This window comes from Pseudomonas sp. CM27, assembly GCF_013179515.1.
Lineage (GTDB): Bacteria > Pseudomonadota > Gammaproteobacteria > Pseudomonadales > Pseudomonadaceae > Aquipseudomonas.
Genome location: NZ_JABMCN010000155.1, coordinates 1 through 14,078 on the forward strand (window position 1 = coordinate 1; position 14,078 = coordinate 14,078).

Below are 14,078 nucleotides of genomic sequence, written 5' to 3' on the forward strand. Positions count from 1 at the left end.
CCTGGCAAGCGCGAGAGCAGGGCGCCCAGGGCAGCATGCCGGTCGCCCCCGGTAGCCGCCCTGGCTGGTTGTTTGCCGCGCCCATGGCGCTGGACGAAGCCGGCTACCAGGTGCAGGGGCAGGCCGAACGCATCGAATCGGGTTGGTGGGATGGCGCTGACGTGCGCCGCGACTACTACCGCATCGAAACCCGTGACGGCCTGCGCGGCTGGGCCTACCGCGACCTGAGCCAGGCCGGGCCGCTGTGGCTGCAGGGCTGGTTCGCATGAACACCCAGGGTTATGCCGAGCTGCACTGCCTGTCCAATTTCAGCTTTCAGCGCGGTGCCTCCAGCGCTGACGAGTTGTTCCGGCGTGCGCGTGAGCAAGGCTATCAGGCCCTGGCGATCACTGACGAATGCACCCTGGCGGGCATCGTCAGGGCCTGGCAGGCCGCCAAGGAGCATCAGCTGCAACTGATCGTGGGCAGCGAGGTGCAATTGCAGGACGGCCCCAAGCTGGTGCTGCTGGTGGAGAACCTGGTCGGCTATCAAAACCTCTGCGCCCTGATCACCCGGGCCCGGCGGCGGGCGCCAAAGGGTGAGTACCAATTATTCCGTGACGACGTGCTGCACCATCATCAAGGCTTGCTTGCCCTGTGGGTGGCCGATGACAGCGGCGATACCGCTGCTGGCCAGTGGCTGCGCAGCGTGTTCGATAACCGCCTGTGGCTGGCCGTGCACCTGCACCGGGGCAGTGACGATGCCTTGCGCCTGCAGCATTCGCTCGCCATGGCGACCAGGCTGGGTATCGGCGCGGTGGCCTGCGGCGACGTGCACATGCATGTGCGTGGCCGGCGTGCGCTGCAGGACTGCATGGCTGCCATCCGCCAGCATTGTCAGGTGGCCGAGGCCGGGCGCTTTCTGTTTGCCAATGGCGAGCGGCATCTGCGCAGCCAGGCACAACTGGGCGAGCTGTACCCCGGCGACCTGCTGGCCGAGACGCTCGCCATCGCCGAGCGCTGCCGGTTCGACCTGAGCGAGTTGCACTACCAGTACCCGCGCGAATTGGTGCCTCAAGGCCATACACCAGCGACCTGGCTGAGTGAGTTGTGCGAACAAGGCTTGCCGTTACGCTGGCCGGGCGGGCCAAGCCGCAAAGTGCGGGATGTGCTGGCCAAGGAGCTGGCGCTGATCGAAGAGCTGGGCTACGAGAGTTATTTTCTGACCGTGCACGACATCGTCGCCTTCGCGCGCAGGGAGGGCATCCTGTGCCAGGGGCGTGGTTCGGCGGCCAACTCGGTGGTGTGTTTCGTGCTGGGCATCACCGAACTCGACCCCATGGAGCACCGCCTGCTGTTCGAGCGCTTCCTGTCACGCGAGCGCAACGAGCCGCCCGATATCGATGTGGACTTCGAGCATGACCGGCGCGAAGAAGTGATCCAGTACGTGTTCCGCCGTTATGGCCGACACCGCGCGGCGCTCACTGCGGTGGTGAACACCTATCATGCTGCGGGTGCTGTGCGGGATGTGGCGCGGGTGCTAGGGTTGCCCGCCGACCAGGTGGATGCCCTGGCCAAATGCTGTGGCCGCTGGAGCGACCGTATTCCCGATGCGCAGCGCCTGGCTGAAGCCGGTTTCGAGGCCGGCAGCCCTTCGCTGCGGCGGGTGCTGGTGCTGGCCGGTGAGCTGATCGGCTTCCCCCGGCACCTGTCGCAGCACCCGGGTGGTTTTGTCATCTCGCAGCAACCGCTGGACCAGCTGGTGCCGGTTGAAAATGCCGCGATGGCAGAGCGCACGGTCATCCAGTGGGACAAGGATGACCTGGACATGGTCGGCCTGCTCAAGGTCGATGTGCTGGCGCTGGGCATGCTCAGCGCCCTGCGCCGTTGCTTCGACCTGCTCCAGCGCCATCGCGGTCGGCACCTGACCCTGGCCACCATCCCCAGCGAAGACCCGGCCACCTACGCCATGATCAGCCGCGCCGAAACCATGGGCGTGTTCCAGATCGAGTCACGCGCGCAGATGGCCATGCTGCCCCGGCTGCAGCCCAACACGTTCTACGACCTGGTCATCGAGGTAGCCATCGTCCGCCCGGGGCCGATCCAGGGTGACATGGTGCACCCGTACCTGCGCCGGCGTCTCAAACAGGAGCCGGTGACGTACCCTTCGCCGCAGCTCAAGGAAGTCTTCGAGCGGACCCTGGGGGTGCCGCTGTTTCAGGAACAGGTGATGGAACTGGCAATGGTCGCAGCCGACTACAGCCCCGGTGAAGCCGACCAGCTGCGCCGCAGCATGGCGGCCTGGAAGCGTCACGGCGGCCTGGAACCGCACCGCGAGCGGTTGGTGCAGGGCATGCTGCGCAATGGTTACGACCTGGCGTTTGCCGAGCGCATCTTCGAACAGATCAAGGGCTTTGGCAGCTATGGCTTCCCGGAGTCCCACGCCGCCAGCTTTGCCTTGCTGTGTTATGCCAGCAGCTGGCTGAAGTGCCATGAGCCGGCGATATTCACCTGTGCGCTGGTCAATAGCTGGCCGATGGGTTTCTACAGCCCCGACCAGTTGCTGCAAGAAGCGCGACGGCAAGGCATCGAGGTTCGGCCGGTTGATGTCTGCCACAGTGAGTGGGACTGCACCCTCGAGCCGGATACCCAAGGCGTCCTGGCCATTCGCATGGGCATGCGCCTGGTGCGAGGGCTGGCTGAGGCCGATGCCAGGCGCCTGGAGCAGGCGAGGGCGCAGCGACCCTGGCGCGATGTCGAAGACCTGTGCCGGCGCGCGGGGCTTGATTCGCGTGCCCGTGCGCGCCTGGCCGATGGCGGGGCACTGCGTGCCTTGGCCAGCGACCGCCACCAGGCACGCTGGCAGGTGGCAGCGGTGCAGGCACAACTGCCTTTGTTCGCTGAGGTTGAGGCTTTGCCTGAAACGCCAGTGCAGCTGCCAGTGCCCTCGGTGGCCGAGGACCTGGTGGCCGATTACCAGACCTTGGGTACCACGCTGGGGCCGCATCCGTTGGCCTTGCTGCGCACACGGCTGCGGGCGCTGGGCTGTCGCAGTTCGAGTGAGCTGGAGGGTGTCGAGCATGGCGACAGCATTGCCGTGGCCGGGCTGGTGGTCGGCCGGCAGCGGCCGCAGACTGCCAGTGGCGTGACATTTGTCACGCTTGAAGATGAGCACGGGATGATCAACGTGGTGGTGTGGCGCGACCTGGCCGAGCGGCAGCGGCGGGCGCTGGTAGGGTCACAGTTGCTCAAGGTCAGCGGGCGGCTGGAGCAGGAAAATGGCGTGCGTCACCTGATTGCCCGGCGGCTGGAGGATGTGACTTTGCTGTTGCAGGGGCTGGATGTGCGCAGTCGGGATTTTCATTGAGTATGTCCGCTTGCACAGGGATCGCATCAAGGCTGACAGGCGCTGAAAATGCTGTGGCGAAAACTGCCAGCCCTGATGCAACCAGCCAAAGCTCATAGAATCTCCCCCAGATCACACCATCGCCAGCCGCTGCTTGCGCGTCGGCGCCGGAAACGCCCGGTCGATCGCCCGCAGGTCTTCGCTGGTCAAACTCAGCGCACCCGCCGCCGCATTCAGGCGCACATGCTCGGGCGTGACAGCCTTGGGAATGGCGATTACCCCGCTATGACGGGTTACCCAGGCCAGGCTGACCTGGGCCGGTGTCGCACCATGGCGCTCGGCAATCTGCGTCAGCACCGGGCTTTGCAACAAGCGCCCGGCCTGCGCCAGCGGGCAGTAGGCCATGGTCGGCAGCGCGCGCTTTTCGCACCACGGCAGCAGGTCGAACTCGATGCCGCGCTCGGCCGGGTTGTACAGCACCTGGTTGGTAGCGCAATCGAGATTGTCCAGCTCACGCAGGTCATCGACATCGAAATTGGACACCCCCCAGCGCCTGATCTTGCCTTGCTCGCGCAAGCGCTCGAAGGCCTCGACGGTTTCATCCAGCGGGTGCTGGCCACGCCAGTGCAACAGGTACAGGTCGATGCAGTCGGTGCCCAGGCGCTTCAGGCTGCGCTCGCAGGCGGCCGCCATGCCGCTGCGGCTGGCATTGTGCGGGTAGACCTTGCTGACCAGGAACACCTGGTCGCGGCGCCCGGCAATGGCCTGGCCAACCACGGTTTCTGCACCGCCTTCGGCATACATTTCGGCGGTGTCGATCAAGGTCAGCCCCAGCTCGATGCCCTGCTGCAGGGCCGCCACCTCGGCAGCCTCGCGGCCTGGGTCTTCGCCCATGTACCAGGTGCCTTGACCGATAACCGGAACGTTCGAACCTGCCAGTTTCACGTAACGCATGTCACCTCCGGGATGTGGGTATTGGAAAGCAGTACTTCAAGCAATGCTTGCGCTGCAGTGGACAGCTTGTGCTCGCTGAGGGCGATCACGCCGATACGCCGCTCGACGGTGGGCTCGACCAGGGTCACGCAGCGTGCGCCCAGCTCCTGCATCTGGTTGATGCACAGCGCGGGCACGGCACTGACCCCCAGGCCGCTGGCAACCATGCGGCCGATGGTCGCCAACTGATGGCTCTCGAACGCTACCGTGAGCTTGCCGTGGCAGGCAGCCACGTTCTGCTCCATCAGCAAGCGTACGGCTGATGGGCGCTGCAACGCCACAAAGTCTTCGGCCATCAGCTGCGTCCAGCTGACCTGGGGCAGCAGCGCCAACGGTGAATCGGCGGGCACCACGGCGACGAAGCGGTCCATGTACAACGGATAGAAGCTCAGCCCGTCGATGTTGTCCGGCTCGAAGCCGATGCCCAGTTCGACGCGGCGGTGGCGCACCAGTTCCTGTACCTGTTCGTTGATCACGTCATGCACGGTGACATTGACCTTGGGGTAGCGTTGCCGAAATACCTTCAGCGATTGCGGCAGCAAGTTGCCGGCAAAGGCCGGCATGGCCGCTACCGACACCCGGCCCAGCTGCAGGGTGAAACGCTGGCGCAGCATTTCTTCGGTGTCGTCCCAGTCGGCCAGCAGGCGCCTGGCCAGTGGCAGCAGCACTTCGCCTTCGGCGGTCAGGCTGACGCTGCGCGTGGTACGGCTGAGCAGGGCGCCGCCAAGGTTTTCTTCCAGTGCCTTGATGGTCAGGCTCAAGGCCGGTTGGGAGACATGCAGGTGCTCACCCGCCTGGGCGAAGCTCTGGTACTTGGCCACGGTGACAAAGGCACGCAGTTGCTTGACGTTCATGACAGGCCTACAGTTTGTTTTGTAAAAGTTATCAATCGATGATTAAAACAAAATTAACAAATCAGTCGCTTGCGGTGAAGATGTCTACACACGCTCACCGACAGCATCGTCGGTTCAACAACTACAAAAGGCGGATCAGCATGGCCGGACTGGACAAGCGCGTTGCAACCTACGAACAGGCCCTTGAAGGCTTGACCGACAACATGACGGTACTGGCCGGTGGCTTCGGCCTGTGCGGCATTCCGGAAAACCTCATCAGTGAAATCAGGCGGCGTGGCGTCAAGGGCCTTACGGTGGTTTCCAACAACTGCGGCGTCGACGGCTTTGGCCTCGGTGTGCTGCTGGAGGACCGGCAGATCCGCAAGATGGTGGCGTCCTATGTGGGCGAAAACGCCGAGTTCGAACGCCAGCTGCTCAGCGGTGAACTGGAAGTCGAGCTGACCCCGCAGGGCACCCTCGCCGAGAAGATGCGCGCCGGCGGTGCCGGTATCCCGGCCTTCTATACGGCGACCGGTTACGGCACCCCGGTTGCCGATGGCAAGGAAGTGCGCGAGTTCAAGGGCCGCAAGTACATCCTCGAAGAATCCATCACCGGTGACTTCGCCATCGTCAAGGGCTGGAAGGCCGACCATTACGGCAACGTGGTGTACCGCAACACCGCGCAAAACTTCAACCCGCTGGCGGCCACCGCCGGCAAGATCACCGTGGTCGAAGTGGAAGAGATCGTCGAACCCGGCGTGCTGCTGCCCAGCGAAATCCATACCCCGGGCATCTTCGTCGACCGCGTCATCGTCGGCACCTTCGAAAAGCGTATCGAAAAGCGCACCGTCAAGGCCTGAGCGCCATCACCAGAACAACAAAGAGATCCTGACCATGGCACTGACCCGCGAACAGATGGCACAACGCGTTGCCCGTGAACTGAAGGACGGCTACTACGTCAACCTGGGCATCGGCATTCCGACCCTGGTGGCCAACTACGTGCCCGCCGACATGGATGTAATGCTGCAATCTGAAAACGGCCTGCTCGGCATGGGCGAGTTCCCTACCGAAAGCACGCTCGACCCCGACATGATCAACGCCGGCAAGCAGACCGTCACTGCCCGCCGTGGCGCCTCGATCTTCGATTCGGCGCAGTCGTTCGCCATGATTCGTGGCGGCCACGTCGACCTCACCGTGCTGGGCGCTTTCGAGGTGGACGTGCAAGGCAACATCGCCTCGTGGATGATCCCCGGCAAGCTGGTCAAGGGCATGGGCGGTGCCATGGACCTGGTGGCCGGCGCCGACAACATCATCGTCACCATGACCCACGCCTCGAAAGACGGCGAGTCCAAGTTGCTGGCGCAGTGCAGCCTGCCGCTGACCGGTGCCGGCTGCATCCGCAAGGTGTTGACCGACCTGGCCTACCTGGAAATCGAAGACGGCGCCTTCATCCTGCGCGAGACCGCACCTGGGGTGAGCGTCGAGGAAATCATCGAGAAAACCGCCGGCAAGCTGATCGTGCCGGATGATGTCAAGGAAATGACCTTCTAAGCATCACCTCAATCCCTGTGGGAGCGGGTTTACCCGCGAATGCGGCGGTGAATTTACCGAAGCATTCGCGGGTGAACCCGCTCCCACAGGGATTTTGCGTTATTCGGCAAAACTGCCCCCTCATAAAACCAATAAAAGGAATTGCCCTGTGGCCGCTGAAATCCAAGACAGCCGTTCCGCCCGCTTTGCCTTGCGCTGTTCCAACTGGGCCGAACGCTGGTTCCCCGATTCCTGGGTGTTCGCCGCATTGGCGGTACTGCTGGTGTGCCTCGGTGCCCTGGCAATGGGCGCCAAACCCACCGACACGGCCAAGGCCTTCGGCGATGGCTTCTGGAGCCTGATCCCGTTCACCATGCAGATGGCCTTTGTGGTCATCGGCGGCTATGTGGTGGCCAGCTCGCCGCCCGCCGCGCGGCTTATCGACCGCTTGGCGCGCATCCCCGGCAATGGTCGCTCGGCCGTATGCTGGGTGGCGCTGATCTCGATGCTGGCGTCGCTGCTCAACTGGGGCTTGTCGCTGGTATTCGGCGGGCTGCTGGTACGCGCCCTGGCGCGGCGCACCGAGCTGAAAATGGACTACCGTGCCGCCGGTGCGGCAGCCTACCTGGGCCTGGGCGCCGTATGGGCGCTGGGGCTGTCATCCTCGGCGGCGCAGCTGCAGGCCAACCCGGCCAGCCTGCCACCGTCGATCCTGTCGATCACCGGGGTCATTCCCTTTACCGAAACCATCTTCCTGTGGCAGTCGGGCGTCATGCTGGCAGCGCTGATCGTGGTCTCGCTGGTGATTGCCTATGCCACGGCGCCAGGCCCGAACAGTGCGCGCAGCGCCGAGGACTGCGGTATCGACCCCAGCTTCACCGCGCCTCCTGCGCCCCAGCGCACCCGCCCGGGTGAGTGGCTGGAGCACAGCCCGATCCTGATCCTGTTGCTGGTGGCACTGGCTGCGGGCTGGCTGTACCAGGAGTTCGCGACCAAGCCGGCGATTACTGCGATTTCCGGGCTGAACACCTACAACCTGTTGTTCATCATGCTTGGTGCCTTGCTGCACTGGCGCCCGCGCAGTTTTCTTGACGCTGTGGCGCGTGCGGTGCCGACCACAACGGGCGTATTGATCCAGTTCCCGTTGTATGGCTCGATCGCTGCCATCCTCACCCAGGTGAAGGGCGTCGATGAACAGACCCTGGCCCATCACATCTCGCTGTTCTTCACCCAGATTGCCACCCATGACACCTATGCCTTGTTGATGGGCGTGTACTCGGCGGTGCTGGGCTTCTTCATCCCTTCGGGCGGCGGCAAGTGGATCATCGAGGCGCCTTACGTGATGCTGGTGGCCAATGACCTGCAGTATCACCTGGGCTGGGCGGTGCAGATCTACAACGCTGCCGAAGCCTTGCCGAACCTGATCAACCCGTTCTACATGCTGCCGCTGCTGGGCGTGCTGGGGCTCAAGGCGCGTGACCTGATCGGGTTTTCGTTCGTGCAGTTGCTGGTGCATGCGCCATTGGTGCTGGTGTTGCTGTGGGCCTTGGGCACGACGCTGCAGTATGCGCCACCGGTAATGCCGTAACCGCTGCGCGGTTGAGCCCGCGCCCAAGGTTTGGCGCCGGGCTCAACACGCGTATCATGGCTGGCTTCGCCTGGGAGCCCCGCGCCACATGTCTATCCGATTGAAACTGCTGCGAAAGAAACTGGGCATGACCCTGGAACTGCTGGCCGAGAAAACCGGCATGACCAAAAGCTACCTGTCCAAGGTCGAGCGCGGCCTGAACACGCCGTCGATCGCCGCCGCCTTGAAGTTGGCGCGGGCGCTGAACGTCAACGTCGAAGAACTGTTCGCCGAAGAACAGCACGGCCAGAGCCGTTACAGCCTGGTGCGCAGTGGCCAGCGCCAGGCCCTGGTCGGGGATGGGCAGGGCCCTGGCTACGCGGCGCTCACCAACCAGGTGGGGCAGCGCAGCCTGTTGCCGTTCCTGATCCAGCCACCGTCAGAATTCAGTGACCCCACGTTCAAGGAGCACCAGGGCGAGGAGTTTCTGTTCGTGCACGCCGGTCAGGTGGAGGTGGACTTCATGAACGAGCGGGTGCTGCTGGAGCAGGGCGATGCCCTGCATTTCGACGCGCAAACACCGCACCGCCTACGCTCGGTGGGGGCGCTGCCGGCACAGTTGCTGGTCGTGGTACACCACGGGGAAGCATAAAATGCCGGGGGGTCGCAGTGCGGCCTCAGCGCCAGTGCCGGCTATCTCATCGGTGAAACGCTACAGCGAACATCCCCACCCGCCTGCGCATATTCTGCATGTCGATATTTTGACGAACTCGCCTATCACCCATTGAATTTTATTATGGTGTCGGATCATTGACGTAGTGTCACTGTGCCCATAAGCTCAATTCAACAGCAATACAACTCCCGCCACACCGCGCCAATAACTCATTGATTTTCCTCTTTAAAGGAAGGGCGTATGCGCACGACTCTGATTATCAAATCGATGTTTCTGATGGTGCTTCTGAGTGGCGCGGCTCGCGCGGCGGATTCGTATATAAACCAAAACAGTATCATTCCTGTTTCAACCGCAGTCTGGTTCTTTGCTTTTGCAGTTGTCGGTTTTGTGGCCGTGGCCAACCGTAGAAAGATCTGAACCTGATTGCACGCTGGAGGGTTGATCACCCCGCCGTCGGCTTGTCAATTCCCCAACCGTTGCTATATTCCCTGTAGCCCGTGAACGTCCACGGTTGCAGGCAGCGCAGGGTAGCTGCGCAGCGTCAAGGTAAGGGCCTGCAGAAAGGTCCAGGCCATCGCGGCAGCAGTCCGTCGCGAAGCGGAGCGAGAGTTGGTGTGTTGTTCTCATTCAGTGCTCTTTGTCGGGCCATTTGGCCGGAGGGACCCTCATGATGCGTTCAATGTTTGCCGCGTTCTGCATGCTGGCGGCGTGGTCCGGTGTGACCAATGCCGATCAGTCCGGTGCTACCTACCTGCTCAGCCCTGGCGATGTGGTGATGGTTTCGGTATGGCAGGAAGACAGCCTGCGTCAAGAAGCCACCGTACTTCCCGATGGCAGCATCACCTTCCCACTGGCCGGGCGCATCAATGTCGCCGGGCTGGATGTGACCGCAGTTGAAAAACAAGTTGCCAGCAAACTCGAAAAATTCCTCCCCGACCCGAATGTCAGCGTTGTCGTCAAGAGCATTGCCGGCAACCTGGTGTATGTCCAAGGCAAAGTGATCAAGCCCGGACCGGTACAAATGGCAGGCCCGACCGCCGTGCTGCAGGCCCTGAGCATGTCGGGCGGCCTGGACAAGTTTGCTGACGAAAGCGATATCAAGGTGGTCCGCGGCACTGGCACTTCCCAAAAGATCCTGCCCGTGCGATATAAGGACCTGGTGTCTGGGCGGGACATGTCCACCAACATCCAACTTCAGGCTGGCGATACGCTGGTCGTTCCTTGATCTTGCCTTTAATAAGAACACTTAATGCCTCTTCTAAGAACAACTCGCATTGCGACGGCAATCCTGGTATTGCCGTTCACGGACGCGGTCCTGGCGGCAAATTGGCAGTCTACGGTGGTGGTACCGACATCCGTTGAATACGACAGCAACCCGTTGTTGCTGTCGTCGGGGGAGAAAGGTGTAACGCGCACGATCATCGCGCCCGATTACACCCTGATCGGCACCTTCGACCGTGACGAATTGAGGTTGGGGCTGGGCATGCATGTATTGCGCTCATCCGACACGGATATCGTCGATGACCGTGAAGACCCCGACATCAGCCTGGGCTGGCAACGCACCACCGAACGCGGGCGTTTCGGCCTGCTGGCGCGTTACAACGAGAGCTCGACGCTGTCGGGGACGGTGCTGGACACGGGGGTGATCACCACCGACGGTACGCAGAAGCTGTACACGCTGACCGGCAACTGGAGCCAGGCAGTCACTGAGCGCAGCACCCTGAGCAACGAAACCACCTACAACCGTGCCCGTTACGACATCAGTACCCTGACGGGCTACGAAGAACTGGCAAACGTATTCACCTGGACCTATGCCTGGAGCGAGCGCGCCGATGTGTATGCCCGCTTTGGCGCCCGGCGCTACGAGCCCGAGCAGGACCTGACCGCGACGGCCTCCAACAGCTACACGCCCGCAGTTGGCATCAAGTACCAGCTGGCTGCAGGCTTGAGTGCCGATGCCCACGTTGGCGTCAATGAAGTGTCGGGTGACGACGGCGGGCGGCGCGGGGAGGGCGGGGTTTCGCTGCTGTACACCGGTGTGCGCTCCGATGCCAGCTTCACGGCTGAGCGCAGCACGGTGGCCAGCGCCGAAGGCGGCTTCGCCGAGCTGGACCAGGTACGCGGTGTGTGGAGTTACGCGGTGGGCGAGCTGACCCGGGTGGGCGCGGACGCCGCCTGGCAAGACAGCAAGGGGCAGTCGCCCAACACGCTACAGACGTACAGCGTATGGGCCAGCCGCCAGTTTTCGCCGTACTGGGACCTGCGCCTGTCGCTGATGTACAAGGAACGGCAGCAGGACCACGAAGCCGATGCAACCGCGACGATCGTTGGTCTGACGTTGACGTACAGGTATCCCGACATCTGAACTTCAGGCAGGTGGCCCCATGAAGTCTGACTACGAACTCTCGATCAGAGATTACATCGCCATTATCAAGGACAGGGCCCTGGTGTTAGGGGTGAGTGCCGTAGTCATTCTTGCCGCGACCGTGGCGGTCGCGTTGATGGTGCCGCCGATCTACCAGTCGACCGGCACCATCCTGGTGGAATCACAGCAGATTTCGCCCGAGCTGGTGTCGACCAACACCACCAGTTTTGCCGATGAGCGCATCGAGGTGATTCGCCAGCGGGTGATGACCCGCGAAAACCTGCTGCGCATCATCGACAAGTACAGCCTGTTCGCCGACAAGCGCCTCAGCGAAAGCGACAAGATCGACCAGATGCGCAATGCCATCGTGGTCGAAACCCTCACCACCTTTGTGCGCGGGCGCGGCGAAGCGACCGTTGCCTTCAATGTGTCCTTCGAGCACAAGCAGGCGCAAGTGGCCAAGGAAGTCGCCGACGAGCTGGTGACACTGTTCCTTAACGAAAACCTCAAGCAGCGCACCGAACGGGCCAACGAAACCACCGAATTCCTTACCCAGGAGGCGAACAAGCTGGGCGCCGAACTGGCCAGCCTGGAAAACCAGCTGGCCGATTTCAAGCAGGCCCATGCCAACGCCTTGCCGGAGCACCAGACCCTGCGCATGAACATGCTGTCGCGCTCGGAGCTGGAGTTCCGCGAGGTCGACCGTGACTACAAGGCGGCCCAGGAAGAACTGCGTTACCTGGAGCTGGAACTGTCTGCCGCCAACGCCGGGCTAGGCACCAAGGCCACAGAAGGCAGCAAGCCTGCCAGTGCCGACCAGCCGCAGGACCTGCCCAGCCTGAAGGCCGAATACGCGCGGCTGCTGAGCCGCTACAAGGACGCCCACCCGGACGTGGTCGCGGTCAAGCGCAAGATCGATGCATTTCAGGCCACCGGTGGCCGCACTGCAGTGGCCTCCACGGTCAGCCTCGACGTCGCCCGGGTACGTGCCAAGATGAGCGCTGCCCAGGAGCGAATCAGTTCGCTGGCCGAGCAGAAGCGCGAATTGACCCGCAAGATGGAAGGCTACGAGGCCGAGATCCTCGAGGCGCCGCAAGTGGAGCGTGGCCTGGTGACCTTGATGCGTGACCATGACAACGCCCGCAAGAAGTACGAAGAAATCCGCGCCAAGGAAATGGGCGCGAAGATTACCGAAAGCCTGGAACAGGAGAACAAGGCTGAACGCTTTGTACTGCTGGAGCCACCGCTGATGCCCGAGAAACCGATCAAGCCGAACCGCAAGAAGATCGCCGCACTGGGCCTGGTGCTGGCACCGGCCGGTGGCGGCGCACTGGTGATGCTGCTGGAGATGCTCAACCAGCGCGTGCGCGGCGTCGGGGCCCTGGAAAGCCTGCTGGGCAAGCGGGTGCTGGTAGCGCTGCCCTACATCGATACCCGCGCCGACGTGGCCAGGCGCAAGCGCTGGCGCAACTGGCTGATTCTGGCGGCACTGGCGCTGGCGGCTATCATGATAGTGCTGGTACACATGTTCTACATGCCACTGGATGTGCTGTTGTTCAAGGCCATGTCTCGGTTTGCATAGGGAAAGCAGTGATGGACAGGATCAAGCCGGTTGTAGGCAACACGATTCACCAGGTTACCCCGGGCACTCCCCAGGTTGTCTCAGCCCCCCCCGGCACGGCCCTGGCCGAGGTGCCTGGCCAGTTCGACTACGTGAACACCAAGGTGGTGTCGCTGCGCGCAGACCACCTGGAGCGCAACCGCATCGTCGCCTATAACAAGAACTCCAACATGAACGGGCCGATCGACCTGCTGCGCACGCAGGTGCTCAGGATCATGGAGGAGAACGGTTGGCGTACCCTGGGCATCACCTCGCCAACCCCTGAGGCGGGCAAGACGGTGCTGGCAATCAACCTGGCCATGAGTATCGCCCACTACACCACCAGGACCGCATTGCTGGTGGACTTCGACCTGCGTCGGCCCAAGGTTGGCAGCACGCTGGGCCTGCCGATGGAGCAGGCACTGAACGAGTTTCTGAGCGACAAGGCTGACTTGCAGGATTGCCTGGTCAACCCGACCCTGCCGCGTTTTGTGGTGCTGCCGACGCGGGTGCCGGTGCCGTTGTCGACCGAGATGCTGTCCTCGCCGAAAGTGCACAACCTGATCGGCGACTTGCGCAACCGTTACGAGTCGCGCATCTGCATTTTCGATTTGCCACCGTTGCTCAGCTCGGACGACGCGATCACCGTGATACCCAAGTTCGATTGTGTATTGCTGGTGGTCGCCAACGGCATGAACAACAAGAAGGAAATCGAGGACTGCCTGCATCACCTGGCCACGGTGAACCTGGTCGGTACGGTGTTGAACAAGGCCGACGAGCAGCCGCGCACCTATTACTGAGGCTTCCTCCATCGCCGGCAAGCCAGCTCCCACCCAGACCGCATCGAATTCAAGCCATGCGCCGTACTTGTGGGAGCCTGGCTTGCCGGCGATGGGCCGCAAAGCGGCCCCAATTGCTTACTGACTGGCATTGCGCAAAGCGCCCCCAAAATGTCAGCCCTGGCACTTGCTCCACGGATACTGCAATTCCCACTCCCAGGCATGGCGCACAATTTCCTCCAGTGATGCAAACTCCGGCCGCCAACCCAGCACATCGATTGCCTTGCTCGCATCTGCCACCAACCGCGGCGGGTCGCCGGCGCGACGCGGCGCGTCGAGGGTATTGATCTGCCGGCCAGTCACCGACCGGGCGGTATCGATCACCTGCTGCACCGAGAACCCCAGGCCATTGC

At 62.7% G+C, this 14,078-nt stretch carries 12 protein-coding genes and 2 pseudogenes; 11 read left to right on the forward strand and 3 right to left on the reverse strand.

The features are described 5' to 3' along the window. Both HP547_RS18765 and HP547_RS18770 read left to right on the forward strand, forming a co-directional pair. Positions 1 to 269: pseudogene (locus HP547_RS18765) on the forward strand (DNA polymerase Y family protein); the annotation flags it as partial. After that, entirely contained in the window at positions 266 to 3,346 is a 3,081-nt protein-coding gene (locus HP547_RS18770) for an error-prone DNA polymerase (RefSeq protein ID WP_172287064.1), read from the forward strand. The pseudogene HP547_RS18765 and the gene HP547_RS18770, both read left to right, overlap by 4 nt. Positions 3,347 to 3,457: 111 nt before the next feature. Here HP547_RS18770 and HP547_RS18775 read toward each other — a convergent pair whose 3' ends face one another. Together HP547_RS18775 and HP547_RS18780 are read right to left on the reverse strand one after the other, a co-directional pair. Beyond that, entirely contained in the window at positions 3,458 to 4,279 is an 822-nt protein-coding gene (locus tag HP547_RS18775; RefSeq protein WP_172225086.1) for an aldo/keto reductase, read from the reverse strand. Continuing rightward, positions 4,267 to 5,172 (reverse strand): LysR family transcriptional regulator, encoded by a 906-nt coding sequence (locus tag HP547_RS18780; protein ID WP_172225083.1) that lies wholly within the window; start codon positions 5,170 to 5,172, stop codon positions 4,267 to 4,269. The genes HP547_RS18775 and HP547_RS18780 overlap by 13 nt, the downstream gene beginning before the upstream one ends. Before the next feature lie 140 nt (positions 5,173 to 5,312). Here HP547_RS18780 and HP547_RS18785 point away from each other — a divergent pair, with 140 nt between their 5' ends. The 9 genes from HP547_RS18785 to HP547_RS18825 all read left to right on the forward strand — a co-directional run bounded on the left by HP547_RS18785 (position 5,313) and on the right by HP547_RS18825 (position 13,686). Further along, positions 5,313 to 6,011, forward strand: a complete 699-nt coding sequence (locus tag HP547_RS18785) for a CoA transferase subunit A (protein WP_172225080.1) — start codon at positions 5,313 to 5,315, stop codon at positions 6,009 to 6,011. Between the two features lie 34 nt (positions 6,012 to 6,045). Then, positions 6,046 to 6,702 (forward strand): CoA transferase subunit B, encoded by a 657-nt coding sequence (locus HP547_RS18790; protein ID WP_172225077.1) that lies wholly within the window; start codon positions 6,046 to 6,048, stop codon positions 6,700 to 6,702. Positions 6,703 to 6,850: 148 nt separating this feature from the next. Then, the gene (locus tag HP547_RS18795; protein WP_172287065.1) at positions 6,851 to 8,269 is read left to right on the forward strand and encodes a TIGR00366 family protein; all 1,419 of its coding nucleotides are present in this window, start codon (positions 6,851 to 6,853) and stop codon (positions 8,267 to 8,269) included. Positions 8,270 to 8,357: 88 nt separating this feature from the next. Beyond that, positions 8,358 to 8,900 (forward strand): helix-turn-helix domain-containing protein, encoded by a 543-nt coding sequence (locus HP547_RS18800; protein ID WP_172225071.1) that lies wholly within the window; start codon positions 8,358 to 8,360, stop codon positions 8,898 to 8,900. A 261-nt stretch (positions 8,901 to 9,161) separates the two neighbouring features. Then, positions 9,162 to 9,338: an EPS-associated small membrane protein EppA gene (eppA, locus tag HP547_RS18805; protein ID WP_172225069.1), complete on the forward strand. Its 177-nt coding sequence runs from the start codon at positions 9,162 to 9,164 to the stop codon at positions 9,336 to 9,338. 250 nt (positions 9,339 to 9,588) lie between these two features. After that, complete coding sequence (locus HP547_RS18810) at positions 9,589 to 10,146, forward strand: polysaccharide biosynthesis/export family protein (RefSeq protein WP_172225067.1); 558 nt, start codon at positions 9,589 to 9,591, stop codon at positions 10,144 to 10,146. Positions 10,147 to 10,170: 24 nt separating this feature from the next. Further along, complete coding sequence (locus tag HP547_RS18815; protein WP_172225064.1) at positions 10,171 to 11,286, forward strand: hypothetical protein; 1,116 nt, start codon at positions 10,171 to 10,173, stop codon at positions 11,284 to 11,286. Positions 11,287 to 11,305: 19 nt separating this feature from the next. Beyond that, positions 11,306 to 12,868, forward strand: coding sequence for a Wzz/FepE/Etk N-terminal domain-containing protein (locus tag HP547_RS18820; RefSeq protein WP_172225061.1), 1,563 nt, complete (start codon positions 11,306 to 11,308; stop codon positions 12,866 to 12,868). An 11-nt stretch (positions 12,869 to 12,879) separates the two neighbouring features. Next, positions 12,880 to 13,686: a CpsD/CapB family tyrosine-protein kinase gene (locus tag HP547_RS18825; RefSeq protein WP_172225058.1), complete on the forward strand. Its 807-nt coding sequence runs from the start codon at positions 12,880 to 12,882 to the stop codon at positions 13,684 to 13,686. Positions 13,687 to 13,839: 153 nt separating this feature from the next. Here HP547_RS18825 and HP547_RS18830 read toward each other — a convergent pair. Then, positions 13,840 to 14,078: pseudogene (locus HP547_RS18830) on the reverse strand (UDP-glucose 4-epimerase GalE); the annotation flags it as partial.

Coding starts and splice junctions, on each gene's coding strand:
- HP547_RS18775 (WP_172225086.1), bottom strand. CDS start 4,279: ATGCGTTACGTGAAACTGGCAGGTTCGAACGTTCCGGTTATCGGTCAA.
- HP547_RS18820 (WP_172225061.1), top strand. CDS start 11,306: ATGAAGTCTGACTACGAACTCTCGATCAGAGATTACATCGCCATTATC.
- HP547_RS18770 (WP_172287064.1), top strand. CDS start 266: ATGAACACCCAGGGTTATGCCGAGCTGCACTGCCTGTCCAATTTCAGC.
- HP547_RS18790 (WP_172225077.1), top strand. CDS start 6,046: ATGGCACTGACCCGCGAACAGATGGCACAACGCGTTGCCCGTGAACTG.
- HP547_RS18815 (WP_172225064.1), top strand. CDS start 10,171: ATGCCTCTTCTAAGAACAACTCGCATTGCGACGGCAATCCTGGTATTG.
- eppA (WP_172225069.1), top strand. CDS start 9,162: ATGCGCACGACTCTGATTATCAAATCGATGTTTCTGATGGTGCTTCTG.
- HP547_RS18810 (WP_172225067.1), top strand. CDS start 9,589: ATGATGCGTTCAATGTTTGCCGCGTTCTGCATGCTGGCGGCGTGGTCC.
- HP547_RS18785 (WP_172225080.1), top strand. CDS start 5,313: ATGGCCGGACTGGACAAGCGCGTTGCAACCTACGAACAGGCCCTTGAA.
- HP547_RS18780 (WP_172225083.1), bottom strand. CDS start 5,172: ATGAACGTCAAGCAACTGCGTGCCTTTGTCACCGTGGCCAAGTACCAG.
- HP547_RS18800 (WP_172225071.1), top strand. CDS start 8,358: ATGTCTATCCGATTGAAACTGCTGCGAAAGAAACTGGGCATGACCCTG.
- HP547_RS18825 (WP_172225058.1), top strand. CDS start 12,880: ATGGACAGGATCAAGCCGGTTGTAGGCAACACGATTCACCAGGTTACC.